At 61.8% G+C, this 15,422-nt stretch carries 18 protein-coding genes; 8 read left to right on the forward strand and 10 right to left on the reverse strand.

Features of this window, described 5'->3' with window-relative positions; translation table 11 throughout:
- Nucleotides 1-239 precede the first annotated feature (239 nt).
- The 7 genes from OQZ28_RS10885 to OQZ28_RS10915 all read right to left on the reverse strand — a co-directional run bounded on the left by OQZ28_RS10885 (nt 240) and on the right by OQZ28_RS10915 (nt 7,844).
- Complete coding sequence (locus tag OQZ28_RS10885; RefSeq protein WP_458136113.1) at nt 240-935, reverse strand: cupin domain-containing protein; 696 nt, start codon at nt 933-935, stop codon at nt 240-242.
- Between the two features lie 461 nt (nt 936-1,396).
- Nucleotides 1,397-1,900, reverse strand: a complete 504-nt coding sequence (locus OQZ28_RS10890) for a phage scaffolding protein (RefSeq protein WP_458136114.1) — start codon at nt 1,898-1,900, stop codon at nt 1,397-1,399.
- A 190-nt stretch (nt 1,901-2,090) separates the two neighbouring features.
- Nucleotides 2,091-3,335 (reverse strand): portal protein, encoded by a 1,245-nt coding sequence (locus OQZ28_RS10895; RefSeq protein ID WP_458136115.1) that lies wholly within the window; start codon nt 3,333-3,335, stop codon nt 2,091-2,093.
- Between the two features lie 145 nt (nt 3,336-3,480).
- A complete protein-coding gene (locus OQZ28_RS10900; RefSeq protein ID WP_458136116.1) occupies nt 3,481-4,797 on the reverse strand; it encodes a phage terminase large subunit in 1,317 nt (438 codons plus the stop codon).
- Nucleotides 4,781-5,176: a terminase small subunit-like protein gene (locus OQZ28_RS10905; protein ID WP_458136117.1), complete on the reverse strand. Its 396-nt coding sequence runs from the start codon at nt 5,174-5,176 to the stop codon at nt 4,781-4,783. The genes OQZ28_RS10900 and OQZ28_RS10905 overlap by 17 nt, the downstream gene beginning before the upstream one ends.
- A gap of 390 nt (nt 5,177-5,566) precedes the next feature.
- Nucleotides 5,567-6,658 (reverse strand): hypothetical protein, encoded by a 1,092-nt coding sequence (locus OQZ28_RS10910; RefSeq protein ID WP_458136118.1) that lies wholly within the window; start codon nt 6,656-6,658, stop codon nt 5,567-5,569.
- Between the two features lie 106 nt (nt 6,659-6,764).
- Entirely contained in the window at nt 6,765-7,844 is a 1,080-nt protein-coding gene (locus OQZ28_RS10915) for an EamA family transporter (RefSeq protein ID WP_458136119.1), read from the reverse strand.
- Between the two features lie 260 nt (nt 7,845-8,104).
- On the opposite strand from OQZ28_RS10915, the gene OQZ28_RS10920 reads away from it, so the two are divergent.
- Complete coding sequence (locus OQZ28_RS10920; protein ID WP_458136120.1) at nt 8,105-8,674, forward strand: suppressor of fused domain protein; 570 nt, start codon at nt 8,105-8,107, stop codon at nt 8,672-8,674.
- A gap of 58 nt (nt 8,675-8,732) precedes the next feature.
- On the opposite strand, the gene OQZ28_RS10925 is transcribed toward OQZ28_RS10920, so the two are convergent.
- Together OQZ28_RS10925 and OQZ28_RS10930 are read right to left on the reverse strand one after the other, a co-directional pair.
- Nucleotides 8,733-9,287 (reverse strand): hypothetical protein, encoded by a 555-nt coding sequence (locus OQZ28_RS10925; protein WP_458136121.1) that lies wholly within the window; start codon nt 9,285-9,287, stop codon nt 8,733-8,735.
- Nucleotides 9,288-9,393: 106 nt separating this feature from the next.
- Complete coding sequence (locus tag OQZ28_RS10930; protein ID WP_458136122.1) at nt 9,394-9,759, reverse strand: hypothetical protein; 366 nt, start codon at nt 9,757-9,759, stop codon at nt 9,394-9,396.
- Nucleotides 9,760-10,032: 273 nt separating this feature from the next.
- Between OQZ28_RS10930 and OQZ28_RS10935 the strand changes: the two genes are divergently transcribed.
- From OQZ28_RS10935 to OQZ28_RS10965, 7 genes are all read left to right on the forward strand, one after another.
- Nucleotides 10,033-11,004, forward strand: a complete 972-nt coding sequence (locus OQZ28_RS10935) for a helix-turn-helix domain-containing protein (RefSeq protein WP_130731946.1) — start codon at nt 10,033-10,035, stop codon at nt 11,002-11,004.
- A 155-nt stretch (nt 11,005-11,159) separates the two neighbouring features.
- Complete coding sequence (locus OQZ28_RS10940; RefSeq protein ID WP_458136123.1) at nt 11,160-11,768, forward strand: YceI family protein; 609 nt, start codon at nt 11,160-11,162, stop codon at nt 11,766-11,768.
- 26 nt (nt 11,769-11,794) lie between these two features.
- Nucleotides 11,795-12,223 (forward strand): DOPA 4,5-dioxygenase family protein, encoded by a 429-nt coding sequence (locus OQZ28_RS10945; protein WP_458136124.1) that lies wholly within the window; start codon nt 11,795-11,797, stop codon nt 12,221-12,223.
- Between the two features lie 39 nt (nt 12,224-12,262).
- Nucleotides 12,263-12,460 carry a hypothetical protein gene (locus tag OQZ28_RS10950; protein WP_458136125.1) on the forward strand — a complete coding sequence of 66 codons (198 nt, stop codon included), beginning with the start codon at nt 12,263-12,265 and terminating at the stop codon, nt 12,458-12,460.
- 66 nt (nt 12,461-12,526) lie between these two features.
- Nucleotides 12,527-12,898 (forward strand): sulfotransferase family 2 domain-containing protein, encoded by a 372-nt coding sequence (locus tag OQZ28_RS10955; RefSeq protein ID WP_458136126.1) that lies wholly within the window; start codon nt 12,527-12,529, stop codon nt 12,896-12,898.
- A 75-nt stretch (nt 12,899-12,973) separates the two neighbouring features.
- Nucleotides 12,974-13,804: an IS5-like element IS1032 family transposase gene (locus tag OQZ28_RS10960; RefSeq protein WP_035366909.1), complete on the forward strand. Its 831-nt coding sequence runs from the start codon at nt 12,974-12,976 to the stop codon at nt 13,802-13,804.
- A 13-nt stretch (nt 13,805-13,817) separates the two neighbouring features.
- Nucleotides 13,818-14,141, forward strand: a complete 324-nt coding sequence (locus OQZ28_RS10965; protein ID WP_458136127.1) for a hypothetical protein — start codon at nt 13,818-13,820, stop codon at nt 14,139-14,141.
- A 91-nt stretch (nt 14,142-14,232) separates the two neighbouring features.
- Here OQZ28_RS10965 and OQZ28_RS10970 read toward each other — a convergent pair whose 3' ends face one another.
- Nucleotides 14,233-15,297, reverse strand: a complete 1,065-nt coding sequence (locus OQZ28_RS10970; RefSeq protein WP_458136128.1) for an alkene reductase — start codon at nt 15,295-15,297, stop codon at nt 14,233-14,235.
- Nucleotides 15,298-15,422 lie beyond the last annotated feature (125 nt).

Consider the following 15,422-nt stretch of genomic DNA (forward strand, 5'->3'; position numbering starts at 1 on the left):
GGCGCATGGCGCGCCATCATGATGCGTGAGCGATCATGCGCCCCTTGCCTGTTCCGCAGGCGGCCTTGACCGTGGGCGGAACAGGTAACGGGCGGGTATAATCATTGATTATTTAAAGAATTTTTGGTGAATATTTTAAAGTGAATTAAAAAAGCCGCCTTTTGAAAAAAGGCGGCAACCAAAAAACTTTTATTATTTTATATGAATAATTCTATGGCAGGCGATAAATGCCCCGCACTTCAGGCCGGGCGGAAAATGGCATAGACTTTCTTGACATATTCCCGGCTATCCCATGCACAGTCAGCCCCCTGCTCGACAAAGAAGATATCACCTTTAACGAACGTCTTTTCCCGGCCTGCGCCATCCACGAACGTCACGCTGCCTTCAATCAGGTACATCAGCTCGGCATGGCCATAATGCATGGCACGGCGGGCATAAGGCGTGGAGTCCCATGTGCCGCACAGCAGCTCGCCATTGGCGGATTTATAGTCATTGAAGCTATGGCATGTCGGTGCGGGACCAAGCAGCAGATCGGCCGAAGGCGACTTGGAAGGCGTAAGCGCAGGCGCGGGATTGATCGCCACCGGCGTCTGTGCGCCCGGCGTGTTGGTTTTGCTGCCCATGATGATGGCGCGCGTGCCCGGTGCCGCAGCCCAGCTGAAACTGCTCCCCCTGGGCAGCACGATACTGGCATCGGGACCAAGCACATTCGCGCCGATGTTGAGTTCGCCCGCCAGCACGATCACGAATTCATCTTCCGCCATGGCGGTGATGATGCCCGCGCCTTCAGGTGCACAGGCGGCAATGGAAAGACCGCCTTCCTGCCCGGCAAGCAGCGTGCGGGCGTGCAGGAAGTCACCGGGCTGGGGTGCCGATGCGGCGGCAAAGGCGCGCAGGTCGATAAAGCTGCGTGTGGTGACGTTGGTCTGGCTCATGAACAGGTCCTTGCGGCAGGCGGGGCCGGTACGTGTGCTGGGGTTGCGCGCGACCGGTATCCACCCTGCTCCAGATAGTGGATGATCGCCTATTTTAACCGCAATGGGTGGGCAGGGTGTACGTTTTGCCTCCCTGCTACGGAACATCCCTGCAAGCTGGGTGCGGCTATTGGCATATTATGCCATCTTCCTTGTCATGTCCCTGACAGACAGGCGTATTTTCTACCTGAACGCTATTTGAAAAATCTATCCAGGCCATATCCTGTCATCATGAAAATGACATTGCGAATACGGTGCATTTTTCATTTAAGATGATTTCCCTGGCGAGATCCCGAATCTGTTCCAAACCCTCTTCTCCCGTCAGCCTCAGGCAGGGCGTTTTATCAGGGAATGATTTTCAGACAGTCTTCTGGTCGTCACGTTCAGGCAATGAACCGCCCTGCGGTCTGTCGGCTCACGTCCTAATTCGCCACCGGCCAGCGCAGCCCTGCCGCCATGGCTGCGGCTTTTACATCGCGCGTTCCCGCCGTGCGGGCGTCGAACGGGGCCGGATCGCCCGCGCGGGGTGCAGGGCCTGCGGCAGTGGTGCCACACGTAGCGCCAGATGCCCCCTGCGGCGCCCCGAACAGATAGGCCCGGCTTTCACGCGCGGTGCCCATTATCGCCTCAAGCCCCTGGGGGGTGCCGTCCTCGCCCAGTGTTACAGCACTCAGGTCAACAAGGTGGACAACATCGGCGGGCTCCACGGCCCCCATGCGCGCGGCAAGGGCACGGGCCTCGGCGCGTATGATGGCCCGGTCCGCGCGGGTGCGGGCCGTGCTGACCTGCTCGGCGGCACGGGCAAGGTCGCCCTCCAGCGTCGTGCGGGCATTGACTGCCGCGTCACGCTCGGCGCGCAGGGTTTCCATCTCGCGGTGCAGGGTTTCGAGGTCGGGGGTCTGGGGCACGCTGGCACGGGTCATCATATCTCTCCATCAACGAAAAAAATCAGGTCGGGTCGGCTGCATTCAGCCGCGCCCACTCGGCATGCGGGGCCGGTCCACCCGCGCGGGTGGCAAATATGGCGCAGGCAGTCTGCCGCGACAGGAAGCCCCCCTGCACGGCAAGCCCCAGCCCCTGGGCCAGTTGCGCCAGTTCGGCTTCCGTATCGGCAAACTAGGGCGGCCATTGCAGCGCAAGCCCGGTTGCATCCAGCCTGGCGTAATCCTGCCCGCCAATATGCACGCCGCCTTCAAGCACATGCGAAAACGCGCACACCATGCGGTACAGCGCCAGCAGCCCATATTCGCCGTAAGAAAGACGCATGCGGTCCACAAGCCACAAAAGCGGCTGATAGAGCATTTCCATTGCCCGGCCCGATGTCAGGGCCGCAAGGCGATCGGCCTGCGCGCGGTTGCCATGGATCTGCTCCATCACGCTGGCGCGGAGTTCACGGTAATGGTCGCGCATGGCGCCTGCGGCATCACCGTTGATTTCGAGCAGCTTGGCATCGCCATCAAGCGGCAGGGTCAGGGCGGCTGATGCGCCCCCGGTACTGGTGGGCGTGCCATCGGCATAGGGGTCCGGCCCCGCGCGGATGACAAGCCTGGGGTCTGCACTGTATTTGAGCCCCCGCCCGGATTGCGAGAGCAGGTAATCGCATTCGATGACCGTATCGATGGCCGGGGCAAAGGTGCATGGGCCATCCACCGTGCCCGGTGCCGCCAGATTGGCCATCCAGACCCACGGCACGAAGCCAAGGCCATGATGGGTGCTGCGCGTTGCATCAAGGCGGGTGGGCAGGCCTGCATCGACACGCTGGGGCACGTAAACGTGGCAGTCCGCCCGGTCCCACACGCGCAGCCACCAGAAGGTGGTGGTGGCGTCGTCTGCGGCGATGGGCCAGCCCTGGGCTGCCAGCGTGGCGCCCGTCACCTTGAAGCATTCGGTTACCGCGGCAAGCAGGCCTGCGCCATCCCATTGCGGGGTGAGGTAACGGGTATCATGCACCTGCACGCGCAGGCGGCGGGCCACGGCCTCGACCAGCACCGCAACCGATCCGGTCGCCCCGCGCGTGGCGGCATCGAGCATGAGTGCTGGCAGGGCGGTCTCCGCCCCGAACTGCGCCACAATACCGGGCAGCGCAGGATCGGTGGCAACCGTGGCGGGCCAGTGGCTGGCGCCAAACAGGAGGGATACCGCATCATCCACCACCGCGCGGCACATATTGGTGCGTACCGACGGGCGGCGCTGGCTTAGCGGTATGTATTCCCCTGCCCCGTTATATTCTGTGCCAAAGGGGTTGGGTATGGCATCATATTGCGTGCCCTCGAGCACGCGCGCGAGTGCTGCAAGCACGTGGGCGCGCCCGGGCAGGTCCGGGTCACGGGGATATGTTCGCTTGAGTTCCTGCCAGTCCATGATCTGGTTCTCTCCGGCATGGGGTGAAGCTGCGCTGTCATGCCTGCCCATGAATGGAGCAGAAACATCATTCAGGCAGTAAAGAGAAATATATCAGGATGCATAAAGGCCATTCCTGAGAGTATTAAGGGACACGCGCCTGCTTTTACCGCCCGAGGTTGAAACGCGTGGGAGCCCAGCGCGCGGGGGCCGCAGGCGGCGCGCACAGCATGAGGTCGGTCAGCGCCCAGACCAGCGCATCCGCCCGGTCGGGGGAATGCGGGCCGTGATAGCCACTGGCTGAAAACTGACAGAGTTGTTCCTCCAGTTCGGGGTAAGTGCCATGGTGGGTTACGCGACCCTGCTCGTACAACGCCGCCACCGGCTCGGCCCGTGCAGCCTTCCCCCTGCTGGCGGTGACCATGCGCAGGGCTGCGTTCGGGTTCAGCCCACGCAGGGTGGCCTCGACCAGTGCGCCGCCAAAATTATGTTCGGCCACGATGCGCTCGGCGGCCCAGTCCACCTGGGCCTGCAGGGCGGCCCGCGCCCAGCCTGCCGGCGTATCGCGGCGCGACAGGTCGGCCAGCACGTGGCCATGCCCTGCACCATCGACGCCACACACGATGATGCCGATTTCATCAGAGCGGCTGTCTTCCGGCCCGGCGCAACCAGAAGGGTCAACCGCCACCACGATGCGCCGCATCCGCGCGCCCACGTGGCGGCGGGTTGCAGGTGTTATTGCGGCGTCACGACGAAAGTCCTCCAGGCGCCATAGGGCACCGTCGACAGCCTGCTGGTATTCCCCCTGCACGAAGCGCCTGCGTTCGCGCTCCGGCAGGGCGGCAAGTTGCGCCAGATACTCCGCCGAGAGATTGGCCCGGTTGCCCTCGGGGTTGAGCTGCATGGTGGCGTAGCACGCAGGGTCTGGCAGGGGCTGCCCCGATGAAGGCTCGATACCGGATTCAAACACGCGGTAAAGCCAGTGCGCGGTGGTGGGGGGATTGGCATCGATATATTCCTTCAGCGCCAGCGGCGATTTCTGCGCCAGCCTTGTCAGCAGTATGTTGCGCGCGCCATAAGCAACCTGACTGGCTTCGTTAAGGTAGACGGTGGCAAATTCCAGCCCAAGTATCTTTTCAGTCCGTTCCTCGTCATCCAGCCCGCCAAACATGATGAGCGAGCCATTGGGCAGCGTTACGCTCCAGTCGGTGCGCGAGAGCTGCCACGGCACGGCGGGAAAGCACCGGCGCATGACAGTGGGAAACGTGTCGACCACGATGGTGGCCCGCAAAGCATTGAACCTGTGACGGAATATGCCATGCCGCGTACCCGCCGCCCGGAGTGCCCGAATGACCAGCGCGCGCACCAGCACGAATGTCTTGCCCGAACGCGCCCCGCCCCGCAGCAGGATATGGGTGGCCCCGCCGCCGAGCAGCCGGTTGGCGGCACGCTGGTCGGGCGTGAGGCTAAAGGGCTGCATCATCAGTGGTGATGGTAATGGCAATGCCGCCTGCCCCCTCTCCCCGCGTGGCGGAGGCAGGGCGCAGGCGCGTTGCAACCCACATGCGCGCCTCCATGCGCAGTTTTATGGCTGGTACATCCTCACGGCCCGTGGCGCAGTCGGCAATGGCTATGATTTCTTCGGCCAGCGTGTCGGCCGCGGCCTCCCGCGCGGTATCATAGAGCGCACGAAAGGCCGGGTTGTCGCGCAGCCAGCGCAAGATGGTGGCGCGGTGCGGCAGGGCCGGATCAGCACAGATGGCGCGCAGGCTCTGCCCATCAGCCAGGCGCAGGCAGATTTCATCGGCCAGCCTGCGGCTATAGGTGCTGCGCCGCGTGCCCATGGCGGCCTGTTCGGGCATGCTGTTTCTCCATAAAATGCATGACGCCCGGAAACCGCTGGAGCGGCACCGGGCGTGGGTCGGTCATGATAGGATCTTTATGCTGAAAAACCGCGCAGGCAGCAAATACAGTTTTATACAATCCCTGCCAGAACAGGTGGCATGTATTATACTACGCTGGATGGTTTCCGCTAATGTATTTCTACCATGTCCGGACTGATGTCGTGCAAGCGGGGTGGATACAGAACTATCAGGATATGTTTCTTGTATCCAAAAACCGTGCAGGCAACAATTTTCCTGTGCGGTTCAAACCGACATAAGGTGACGTAAAGCGGGCAGGCTCGCACCTGAACAATGTAACCACTGCCTACAAGCATAGATTCTATCACACATCGTAAACAGATGCAGGGGTCAACCTTCCAGTATAGTCGGAAGGAGGGTGTTAAAAATCACATGCCCACCATCATACTCCCGCTGGCAGTACCGAAACCCGGCAAGCGCATAAATGAGTTCCACCGGTATATCGAAGTAGAAATCGATCATATCCGGCAGGTAGCCGCTATCCGCCTCTTCCTTCTGCATGGTCGTGACAATGTCGGCCAGTTGCGCAGGCGGCGTGCCGGTTACGTGCAGGTCATGCGGGCCGCCTGGCAGGGCGCGGGCGCGCGATGTACCAACATGGCGCACAGCCCATTGCTGTGATCCGTTGGCATAGCCGGTGGCTTCCGTTGCGTAGTCCGGTTCATCGACGGATAGGGAAAGCACTGTGCACCCCGCCGCATAGGTCTGTATATGCGTGGCATGATGAAGTAAGGCGGCAAAATCATTGAACCATACAACCGTCCATCCATCAGGCAGGCTGGCAATGGCGGCTGGTGCCGGGCGGTCTGCCTCCGGCCTGCCGGTATCGGCAAGGTGCATGCGGTGCAGCACGGCCTCCCGGTCAATGCCGTGGAACAGGAACAGGCCCACCTTGTAGCCAACTGGGCGTGGCGGGCAGCTTTCGCGTATCCACGGGCGCAGGCGAATGGGCGGGAAGATGTCCTGCATGCCTTCCGCCATTTCAAGCGGCGCGAATGTGACCCGGCCGTTGGCTATGGTGTAGGGATAGACGAAATTCGCCGCCGTGCCATCGCGATGCGTGCACATGAGCACGGCAGCCTCGGCCTGCTTGCCGCTACCGGGCAGCAGCACGGTGCAGTTGGCCGCCACGACCGCCGCGCGCGGGTGGGTGCTGGCAACCCTGTCGCGCAAAACCTGCTTGAGATGCTCCAGCTGGGCGTTGCCATCCTTCTTGTCCGGCATGGATTCATCATGCAACTCCATGGTGCCGCAATAAGGTTCGCGCGCCATCAACGCGCCCAGCGGGGCGAAAACACCATCCCGCTCCAGCCTGAATTTTACTTCCGGCATGATGAAATCGACAAGCGCCGTAAAGTCCTGCGGGGGCGTGCTGAGCCAGTAGGGCTGATCCGCATCCTCCCGGCCTTCGTGCTGATTCATGGCGCCGTCCTTGCTGGCTGTGGCGGCGTTCAGGTTACGTTCAGCATGCAAAACCTGTCAATCCGGCCCCATGCATGGGCAGGGCACAGGCGGAGCATCCCGGTGTTCAGGCGGCGTGGCTGTGCCCGTCCTCATGGTCATGATCGTGGCGGTGATGCAGGTCGGGATAATGGGGATGGCTGTGCTCAAGCCGCGTGTGCACATGGAAATGGGTATGCGGCTCCCCCGGTGGGTCATCGGGGCCATGGTCGTGCTGGTGGTGCTCGTCATGCACATGGCGATGGGTATGGGCCATTTCCTCATGCACATGCGGGTGGTCGTGGCGTTCGGTCAGGTGCAGCCATAGCCCGATACCCATGAGCACCGCCGCCACAAGCAGCCGCGCCACGCCCTGCGCCGGGAACAGGGCCAGCGACATCACCGCGCCCACGAAAGGGGCCAGCGCGAAATACGCCCCCGTACGCGCCGCCCCCAGATGGCGCAGCCCCAGCATAAAGGCGACAAGGCTGAGCCCGTAACCCATAAACCCCACGGCCGCCGCCCCTGCCACCAGCGCCGGACCCGGCAGGTGCGCGTGTTGCAGCCCAAGGGCTGCGAGCAGGTTGACGCTGCCCGCCACAATACCCTTGAGCATGGCGATCCGCACCGGGTCCACGGCCGAGAGACGATTGCTGAGGTTGTTATCGATGCCCCAGCACACGCAGGCGGCAATGATGTAAACCGCGCCCGGCGCCAGCACCGCATGGCCCTGCCATGAAAGCACGCCCGCCCCCAGCACGATGCACGCAGCACCGAACAGCAGCCTGCGATCAACGTTTTCACGAAACACCACCCATGCAATCAGTAGCGTTGCAATGCTCTCGACATTGAGCAGCAGCGAGGCACTTGCCGCATCCGTGCGCGCGAGGCCAAGCATGAGCAGCAGCGGGCCAGCCACGCCGCCGGTGGCGATCACGCCGAGCAGCCATGGCAGGTCGCGGCGCGCAAGGGGAGCTTCATCATGCGTGGGCAGCTGCAGGGCCGCACGCATGCCCAGCACCAGTGCCAGCCCCAGGCCGGAGCCCAGATAAAGCAGCCCCGCCGCCATCTGGGCCGACATATCGCCAAGCAGCAGCTTGGCAAATGGCGTGCTCGCGCCAAACAGCACGGCAGAAAGCAGGGCAAGGCAGAGGCCGGTGGTCTTCATGTTCTTGTCATATCATGTCATGCTCGCGCCTGCCATGCAGGGGAAAGGCAACGGATGCCCGAAAATACCGGGAGCGCTTTGTAGTGAGAGTGATGCAAGCCCCCAGGCGCATGCCGGCCGCCCGTACCATCATGGCCCGGCCTTTCAGGGGCAATGACGGCGCGACACTGGGGCTGGGCAGCCATGCCGCAGCATGGTCGCGTTTACGTTCATGCCTGCCGCCAGCGCCCTGCCCGCACCAAGAATGATCCGTGGTTCCCATGCCGTTTGAAGAGCGCCTGCTGGCGCATTATACCCGCTATCTTGGCCCGGTGGCGCAGGACTGGCGTGACCGCACGCCCGGATGGCCCATGCGGCTTGTCGCGTTTGACGGAACGCCCGCGCACAACGAGCGCTTTTTTGCCACCTGCGGGCTGGGGCAACACAGCGCCCGGGCGCCTGATAGCTGCACGCTGCACTGCGAACTCGTCTTTGCTGCCCATCAGGATGGCCCGATGGATGATATCGTGCGGATGATGCTGGGCGTGTCCGAGCTTGTCGGCCGATCAAAGGATGCCCTGTTGCGGGGCGACATGATCAGGTTCACGGCCCCTATCCTGCCCGGCACGCGGTTGACCCGGCTGTATTGCACGATGTCTGTTTTCTGCCTGTCTGGCTTTGCCCGCCTTGAACCATCCGCTGGCGGTGCGCCGATTGCCGTGATCTGGCTGATCCCGGTTTATGAATGCGAGAAAACCTATATCGAGACCCATGGCTGGCGCCAGTTCGAGGAGGAACTTGATCGCCTTGACCCTGACCTGCCTGACCTGCACCGGCCGACGATCCGGTAAGGCCGCCGCCTTTTTACAAAAAGGCGGCACCCAAAAAATTTTAATGCCTGTCAATACTTTACCGCCACTGTTCATGCAGCATGTCCAGCGCCCTGTGCAGGGTGCGGATGCGGGTGCCGGGATGTTCATCCAGGCCACATACGGCACACACCACGCGCGCCCGTGCCGGTGTAAGCACGGCCAGCGCGCGGTCAATGGCATGCCGGGCGTTTACGCTGGCTTCGGTTTCCTCCAGCGTGCCCGTGCCCTGGCCAACCTGCGGGCTGTAACGCTGCACCAGCCGCCCTGTGCGCGTGCAGCGCCGCCAGCAGGCCTTGAAGCGTAGCCCGACGGCATGCTGCTTGGCGCTCAGGGCGGCATTGGCGCGATAGAACAGCCGGTCGAGCTCGCATGTATCTGTCAGGCGCCGCACGGTGTGTGGGCGCGGGCTGGGCGCGAGTTGCACACGGGCCTGTTCCACCGGGCGCATGCGGGCTGCGGGGCCATCGGCGCCCATGTCCGGTTTCAGCCCTGCTGCAATGTCACGCGCGCGCAACCGGGCACGGCGTTCGGCCCGGAGCACGGCGGCAGCATGAACAGGCGTGGGTGAAAAGGGGGCGCGCGGAGCGGGCATGGCAATTCCTGTACGACTTTGCGCAACAAAGCCATATTATCGCCATAATGTGCAGGCAGGCAGGTTCGCCTGCCTGTCAGGTCGTCCAGGCCGCCTTACCCCTGCCTCAATACGTGGCGCGGGCACTCATGACATCAAACGAGCACGAAGCCCCATGATAGGCCATGCAGCCCGGTCCTTCGTTACTGGCGCTGATGTTGCCATGCCCATCAAGCGTAATGTCGAGCCTGCAGTCCGTATTCCCGTCATATGCTACAATGGCGAAGCCCGTGACCGTAGGCACCGCCTTGCCCTCAAGGCTTGCGACACACATCTGCCCCATGGCCTGTACCGTTGCGGTGCCTGCGATCGTGTCATACTTGATTGTAGCAGAAGTCGTGCCCTCGGTCGTGCCCTGGCATGCCCGCTGCGCGGCGTGCGCCGAAAAGGGGCGGGCCAGTAGCAGCGTACCTATGAACAAGGCTTTACGCATGAGGGTATACTTTGTAAAGTAGATTAAAAATAAGTAATTATAATTTCATTTGTAGTGAATATTTTTCTGAAAGGCCGAATTTCAAAATATATTTTTATCAGTAAATTAATAGAGTATCATATGTGGAATTTCCTTTCCTGCATGAAAGCGCCCCCTCCCTTTCGTCCGCTCCTGCCTAGAAGAAAGTTTTTATGGGACAAGTCCCATGAAATTGATGATAATGGGATATATCCCCTCTACCCCTTGTGCCAATGATGTGGGATATTTCCCATTATGGATGAGACACGCTCCCCCGCCGCCGCTGAGATTGAACGCCGCATGGAGCGGCTGAACCTCAACAAAAAACGTCTGGCCGATCTGGCCGGGCTGAACGAGACCTACGTGCATGATATCCTGCGCGGCAAATCCCGCAATCCGGGTGGCGACCGGCTCGAAAAAGTAGCCGCCGTACTGGGCTGCACCGCAAGCGACCTGCTGCGCGGCGGCAGTGGTGGCGGGGCAAGTGTTGCGGCCTCGCGGCTCAAGGCCCTGCGGGAGCGGGCGGGTTACACCGTGCGGGCGCTGGCGCGCGACGTGGGCATGGGGGAAAAGTTTTCCAGCTACGCCTTTTATGAAAACAAGCTGAAAAAAGACTTCATTCCCGTTGAACTGGTGCGTAAACTGGTGCCGCTCCTGACCGATCGGGGTGACCCACCCATTGCCGCATCCGAAGTCTGGGCCCTGTGTGGCATCGTGCCCGGTGCCACGGACCTCAACGAGAGCATAAGCCGTGCCGAACGCGCGAGCATGCCCGTGCATAACGAGGATGGCGCGGTGACCGTGCATGAATACGACATTTCGCCCCAGGCCGGTGCCGGTGCGATCGTGGACCACACGGCCGCAGGCGATGGTGAAGGCCATCCAACGCTGGATTCATGGCGCATCCCGCGTGATTTCATCCGCAATTACCTGCCCGATACCGGGGGGCTTGCCATCATCCGTGTCGCGGGCAATTCCATGGAGCCGGAATTCGTGGCGGGTGATCGCGTACTGGTCGATACGGGCCACCGCATCCCCTCGCCCGATGGCGTGTATGTGCTGTGGAACGGCATGGGCGTGGTCATCAAGCAGTTGATGCTGGTGCCCAATTCCCGCCCGCCGCGCATCCGCATCATCAGCGTCAACCCGACCTATCCGGTTGATGAGGTCGATGCCTCCGACCTCGTGATCAATGGGCGCGTAGTGGGCAAGTGGGTATGGAAGTAATGGCGTGGCCACCCGCCTGCCCTACTGGTGCCGCATTCGGGGGGCACTGAAGGGGCATTCCATACCTGCCATGCCCGTTGCCGGGGTGGCGGCCCATCCGAACCCGGACACCCGATGCCTGCACAACCCCGCGCTGTCCTGCGCGTTACCATGCCATGACACGATACGGAAAACCCTGCCCGCCTTCCCTGTGCCGCCAGACCGCGTCCCTCGTGATGATGGGAGCGCTCTCGCTGGGCGTAACGACCACTGCCGCCCATGCCGAAATCCAGCACCTGGCCCTCACCCCGGCCAATACGACCGTATTGCTGCATGCCACAAGCGTGATAGGCGCGATGGACGGGCAGTTCGGCAAGGTTTCCGGCACGCTGGATTATGACCTGTCGCGCCAGACCTGCCATGTAGAGCTGAACATGGACGCCACCACCGTGCACATGGACACCATACTGGAGCGCAAGGCCGCAAAATCAGGCGGCATGCTGGGCACGGATCGCTGGTCCACCGCGCGCTACGTGGGCGATTGCCGGCCGCATATCGTCAATGGGGGCGTGGCCTCGCGCATGGTGGGGCAGTTGACCCTGCGCGGCCAGACCCACCCCATGACCTTCGATACCCGGATGGACTTTACCGGCAACACGCTCAGCGTGCTTGACAGCACCGCCACGTTTGATGGCCGCAAATGGGGCATGTCCACCATGCTTCACACCGTAAGGCAGCCCATGCGCACCGAAACGCGCATTACCCTGCCTGCTCCACGCAATTAACCCGCCGCGCAGGAAGTGCACGACACATGAACGATGAGACGACCGCCCCCCGCACCCTGGCCGAGATTGCAAGCTATCATGTGCATGTCTATTTTGATGACGCCACGACACGGCAGGCCGCAGGCCAACTGCGAGACCGCATTGCCGAGCGCTTTGCCGTAAGGCTGGGGCGCTGGCATGACGTGGCGGTCGGCCCCCATGTGGCCCCCATGTACCAGATTGCGTTCGAGACAGGATTATTCGCAACCTTCGTACCCTGGCTCATGCTCAACCATGGTGGGCTGAGCCTTCTCGTGCATCCGAACACGAGCAACCCGCGCCGCGACCATCTGCGCGACGGCATGTGGATCGGCCGCCCCCGCGCCCTCCTTGCCGATCGCCTGCCCGAACTGATCGATGCCCCCGATCGCGCGGGCGAGGTCAACACACGGCCTGATGGCAGCGTGACGATCTGAAAACGGATTTCAAGACGATCCATTGATCCAGGTTTCCCAATGCCGCCTTCTGCAAAAGGGCGGCATTTCTTCACGCTTTTTTTAAGAAGCAGCACCGAACTGTCATTATGGGCGCAGGGTCCGCGCGCCTGTCTGCATCGGCTTCCGGCAGCGGCAGCCTTGGGCGTTGTTTTACAAAATCGTGCAGCCGTGGCGCAGGAATTGTTGCAATCGGTTTACCTTGGTAATGCACCGTAACATTACCCTGCAGGATAATGAATGCATCCTTACCTTGAGCCTCGGGCCTGATCGGACCAGTTTCATATGCAAACGCTGTTGCAGCCCGTGCTTCGTGTCAAAATGTCCAGCGATGTGCATGAGCGGCTGAGTGAACTCCATGTTCCCTACCCCCCAGGCCCCAAGCGGCAACGGCGCGCGGCGATGGTGCGCGAACGCGGCCTCCTGTTCATCCATGTGCCCAAAAATGCCGGAACATCCGTAACCCGTGCCCTGTACGGCATGGATGTAGGGCATGAAACCATACGGTATTTCCAGCGCCGCCTGCCCGATCTGGTGCGCTTTCCGTCATTCGCCATCCTGCGCGATCCGGTCCAGCGCTTCCTGTCGGCTTATCGCTATGCCCGCGCGGGCGGTAGCGGGGCGCGGCAGGTGGCGCAGGGGTTCCGCGCATCTTAGTGTCTGACCGAAAATGAGTTGAGTGATTTCAGTGGATTATGATTCATGGGTTTGCGATAACCTGATGAGATCAAGATGGCCTGGACTGAAATCACCCGCGCGCAGTATCGCCGGGACGACCTGGAGTATGCAAGCGACCTTCGCGATGCGGAGTGGGCGCTGATTGCGCCTTTGATGCCCGAGAAGAAACGACTGGGGAGACCACGACGTACGGATTTGCGCCGGGTCATGGAGGCGATCCTCTATATCGTCACTACGGGTTGCCAGTGGCGACAATTGCCTCGTCATTTTCCCGCCTTCACGACCGTGCAGGGCTATTTCTACCGTTGGATCCGCGAGGGACGATGGGAAGCGATAAACCATATTCTCGTGATCCTGTCGCGTGAGCAGGACGGGCGAGACGCCACGCCTTCGGTAGGCATTATTGACAGCCAGTCGGTTAAAACTGCTGAAAACGGCGGTCCACGCGGTTATGACGCGGGCAAGAAGATCAGGGGCCGCAAGCGGCATATCACGACCGATACGCTGGGTCATGTCGTGGCAGCCGTCGTGCATCCCGCCGACATTCAGGATCGTGATGGCGCGCCGCTGGTAGCGACCAGAATACGCTCATTGTTTCCCTGGCTTCGCCATCTGATCGGTGACGGCGGGTATGCCGGCGAGAAGTTGCGTGGTGCGCTGGCTGAACTCGGCCGATGGACGATCGAGATCGTCAAGCGTAGCGATCGGGCCGAAGGCTTCGTCGTCCTGCCCAAACGCTGGATCGTGGAGCGCAGCTTTGCATGGCTCGGACGCTGCCGTCGCCTCACGAAGGATGTCGAGGCAACAATCTCGTCATCCCACGCGTGGTTGATGATTGCCCATATCCGCAGAGTTCTGCGAAAAATCAATCAAACCGCTTTCTGATTCAGGCTCTTACATGGCGCTGCGTGATCTTGATGATGCGCTCGATCTGGTGGCGCAGGCACGCAGTCCCTACCATGTCGACCATATTTTCCGGCCACAGACATGGTACCTGACCGGGCGCGATGGCGCCATTGCAGTCAACCGGCTGTTCATGCTTGATGAAATGGCCCGCATCGAGCGCTTTATCGCACCATTTGGCAGTGGGCCGATTGCGCATGTCAATGCCACGGCAGCCGGTGAAAAAGGCGAATTGCCAAGCCCCGCGCAGGTTGAGCGGATCAGGCAGATCTACCGCGCCGATTATGACCTGATCGCCCGGACCCGGCAGGGCCAGTAAGGCCGGTTTCAGCCTCCCCCACAATCAGGCAGGCCAACCTACGCCCCCTCTCCCCCCCCCGCATTGACGGGAGGAGCCGGCCAGATCGGGTTCAGTCGCCCGCCGCGCCAAGCGTGGGGTAATCGATATAGCCTTCCGGCCCATGGGTATAGAAAGTGGATGGATCAGGTGGCGTCAGTTCCGCTCCCGTGCGCAGGCGTTCAGGCAGGTCAGGGTTGGCAATAAAGGCCTGGCCAAAGGCAATGGCATCGGCCCGGCCTGCCTCAACGGCTTTTTCCGCGCTGGCGGGCGTGAATTTTTCGTTGGCAATATAAACACCACCGAACTGTTTCCTGAGTTGGGGGCCAAGGCTGTCCGGTCCTTCCGCCTCACGCGCGCAGATGAACGCAATGCCACGTCGGCCAAGTTCACGCGCGACATAACCAAAGGTGGCGGCGGGGTCGGAATCCCCCATGTCGTGCAGGTCGCAGCGCGGCGAGAGATGCATGCCCACCCGGTCTGCCCCCCAGACCTCGATCGCCGCATCGGTCACTTCAAGCATGAGCCGCGCGCGGTTTTCGATCGGGCCGCCATACCGGTCGGTACGGTGATTGGTCGAATCCTGCAGGAACTGGTCGAGCAGGTAGCCATTGGCGCCATGGATTTCCACGCCATCAAATCCTGCGCCCCTGGCCAGTTCCGCCCCACGGCGGAAGGCTGCGACAATGCCCGGTATTTCATCTGTGCGTAGCGCGCGGGGCGTTACATAATCACGCTTTGGGCGCAGCAGGCTGACATGGCCCTTTGCCGCAATGGCGCTCGGCGCAACCGGGGCCTCGCCATTGAGAAAATACGGGTCTGAAATGCGGCCCACATGCCATAGCTGCATGAAGATGCGCCCACCCACCGCATGCACGGCGGCGGTCACCTTTTTCCATCCTTCCGCCTGTTCTTCCGACCAGATGCCCGGCACATCCTCATAGCCGATACCCTGCGGCGTGACAGGCGTGGCCTCCGACAGGATCAGCCCCGCGAGCGCGCGCTGGGCATAATAATCAGCCATCAGATCGTTGGGGATATGGTCAGGCCCAGCGCGCAGGCGCGTCAGCGGCGCCATGATAATGCGATTGGGCAGCGTAAGGGCACCGACCTCAAGCGGGGTGAACAGGGTTGGCATATCACGTCTCCACGGTTCAGTGGGCGCGATAATGAGCGCATCATCAGCCTGCGGCAAGAGCACGCGCCCGCATGCGGTAGGGCATGCAGCTTCAGCTCTGCTGGCCAGATCCTGCCAGCTACCAC

The organism is Komagataeibacter sp. NFXK3, assembly GCF_054182245.1.

Bases quoted from the DNA above. Each gene is read 5' to 3' on its own strand.
- OQZ28_RS10925 (WP_458136121.1), bottom strand. From the start codon at position 9,287: ATGCCCGCTCCGCGCGCCCCCTTTTCACCCACGCCTGTTCATGCTGCC.
- OQZ28_RS10920 (WP_458136120.1), top strand. From the start codon at position 8,105: ATGCCGTTTGAAGAGCGCCTGCTGGCGCATTATACCCGCTATCTTGGC.
- OQZ28_RS10905 (WP_458136117.1), bottom strand. From the start codon at position 5,176: ATGCCCGAACAGGCCGCCATGGGCACGCGGCGCAGCACCTATAGCCGC.
- OQZ28_RS10915 (WP_458136119.1), bottom strand. From the start codon at position 7,844: ATGAAGACCACCGGCCTCTGCCTTGCCCTGCTTTCTGCCGTGCTGTTT.
- OQZ28_RS10955 (WP_458136126.1), top strand. From the start codon at position 12,527: ATGCAAACGCTGTTGCAGCCCGTGCTTCGTGTCAAAATGTCCAGCGAT.
- OQZ28_RS10940 (WP_458136123.1), top strand. From the start codon at position 11,160: ATGACACGATACGGAAAACCCTGCCCGCCTTCCCTGTGCCGCCAGACC.
- OQZ28_RS10960 (WP_035366909.1), top strand. From the start codon at position 12,974: ATGGCCTGGACTGAAATCACCCGCGCGCAGTATCGCCGGGACGACCTG.
- OQZ28_RS10895 (WP_458136115.1), bottom strand. From the start codon at position 3,335: ATGGACTGGCAGGAACTCAAGCGAACATATCCCCGTGACCCGGACCTG.
- OQZ28_RS10965 (WP_458136127.1), top strand. From the start codon at position 13,818: ATGGCGCTGCGTGATCTTGATGATGCGCTCGATCTGGTGGCGCAGGCA.
- OQZ28_RS10910 (WP_458136118.1), bottom strand. From the start codon at position 6,658: ATGAATCAGCACGAAGGCCGGGAGGATGCGGATCAGCCCTACTGGCTC.
- OQZ28_RS10900 (WP_458136116.1), bottom strand. From the start codon at position 4,797: ATGATGCAGCCCTTTAGCCTCACGCCCGACCAGCGTGCCGCCAACCGG.
- OQZ28_RS10930 (WP_458136122.1), bottom strand. From the start codon at position 9,759: ATGCGTAAAGCCTTGTTCATAGGTACGCTGCTACTGGCCCGCCCCTTT.
- OQZ28_RS10970 (WP_458136128.1), bottom strand. From the start codon at position 15,297: ATGCCAACCCTGTTCACCCCGCTTGAGGTCGGTGCCCTTACGCTGCCC.
- OQZ28_RS10890 (WP_458136114.1), bottom strand. From the start codon at position 1,900: ATGATGACCCGTGCCAGCGTGCCCCAGACCCCCGACCTCGAAACCCTG.
- OQZ28_RS10935 (WP_130731946.1), top strand. From the start codon at position 10,033: ATGGATGAGACACGCTCCCCCGCCGCCGCTGAGATTGAACGCCGCATG.
- OQZ28_RS10945 (WP_458136124.1), top strand. From the start codon at position 11,795: ATGAACGATGAGACGACCGCCCCCCGCACCCTGGCCGAGATTGCAAGC.
- OQZ28_RS10885 (WP_458136113.1), bottom strand. From the start codon at position 935: ATGAGCCAGACCAACGTCACCACACGCAGCTTTATCGACCTGCGCGCC.
- OQZ28_RS10950 (WP_458136125.1), top strand. From the start codon at position 12,263: ATGCCGCCTTCTGCAAAAGGGCGGCATTTCTTCACGCTTTTTTTAAGA.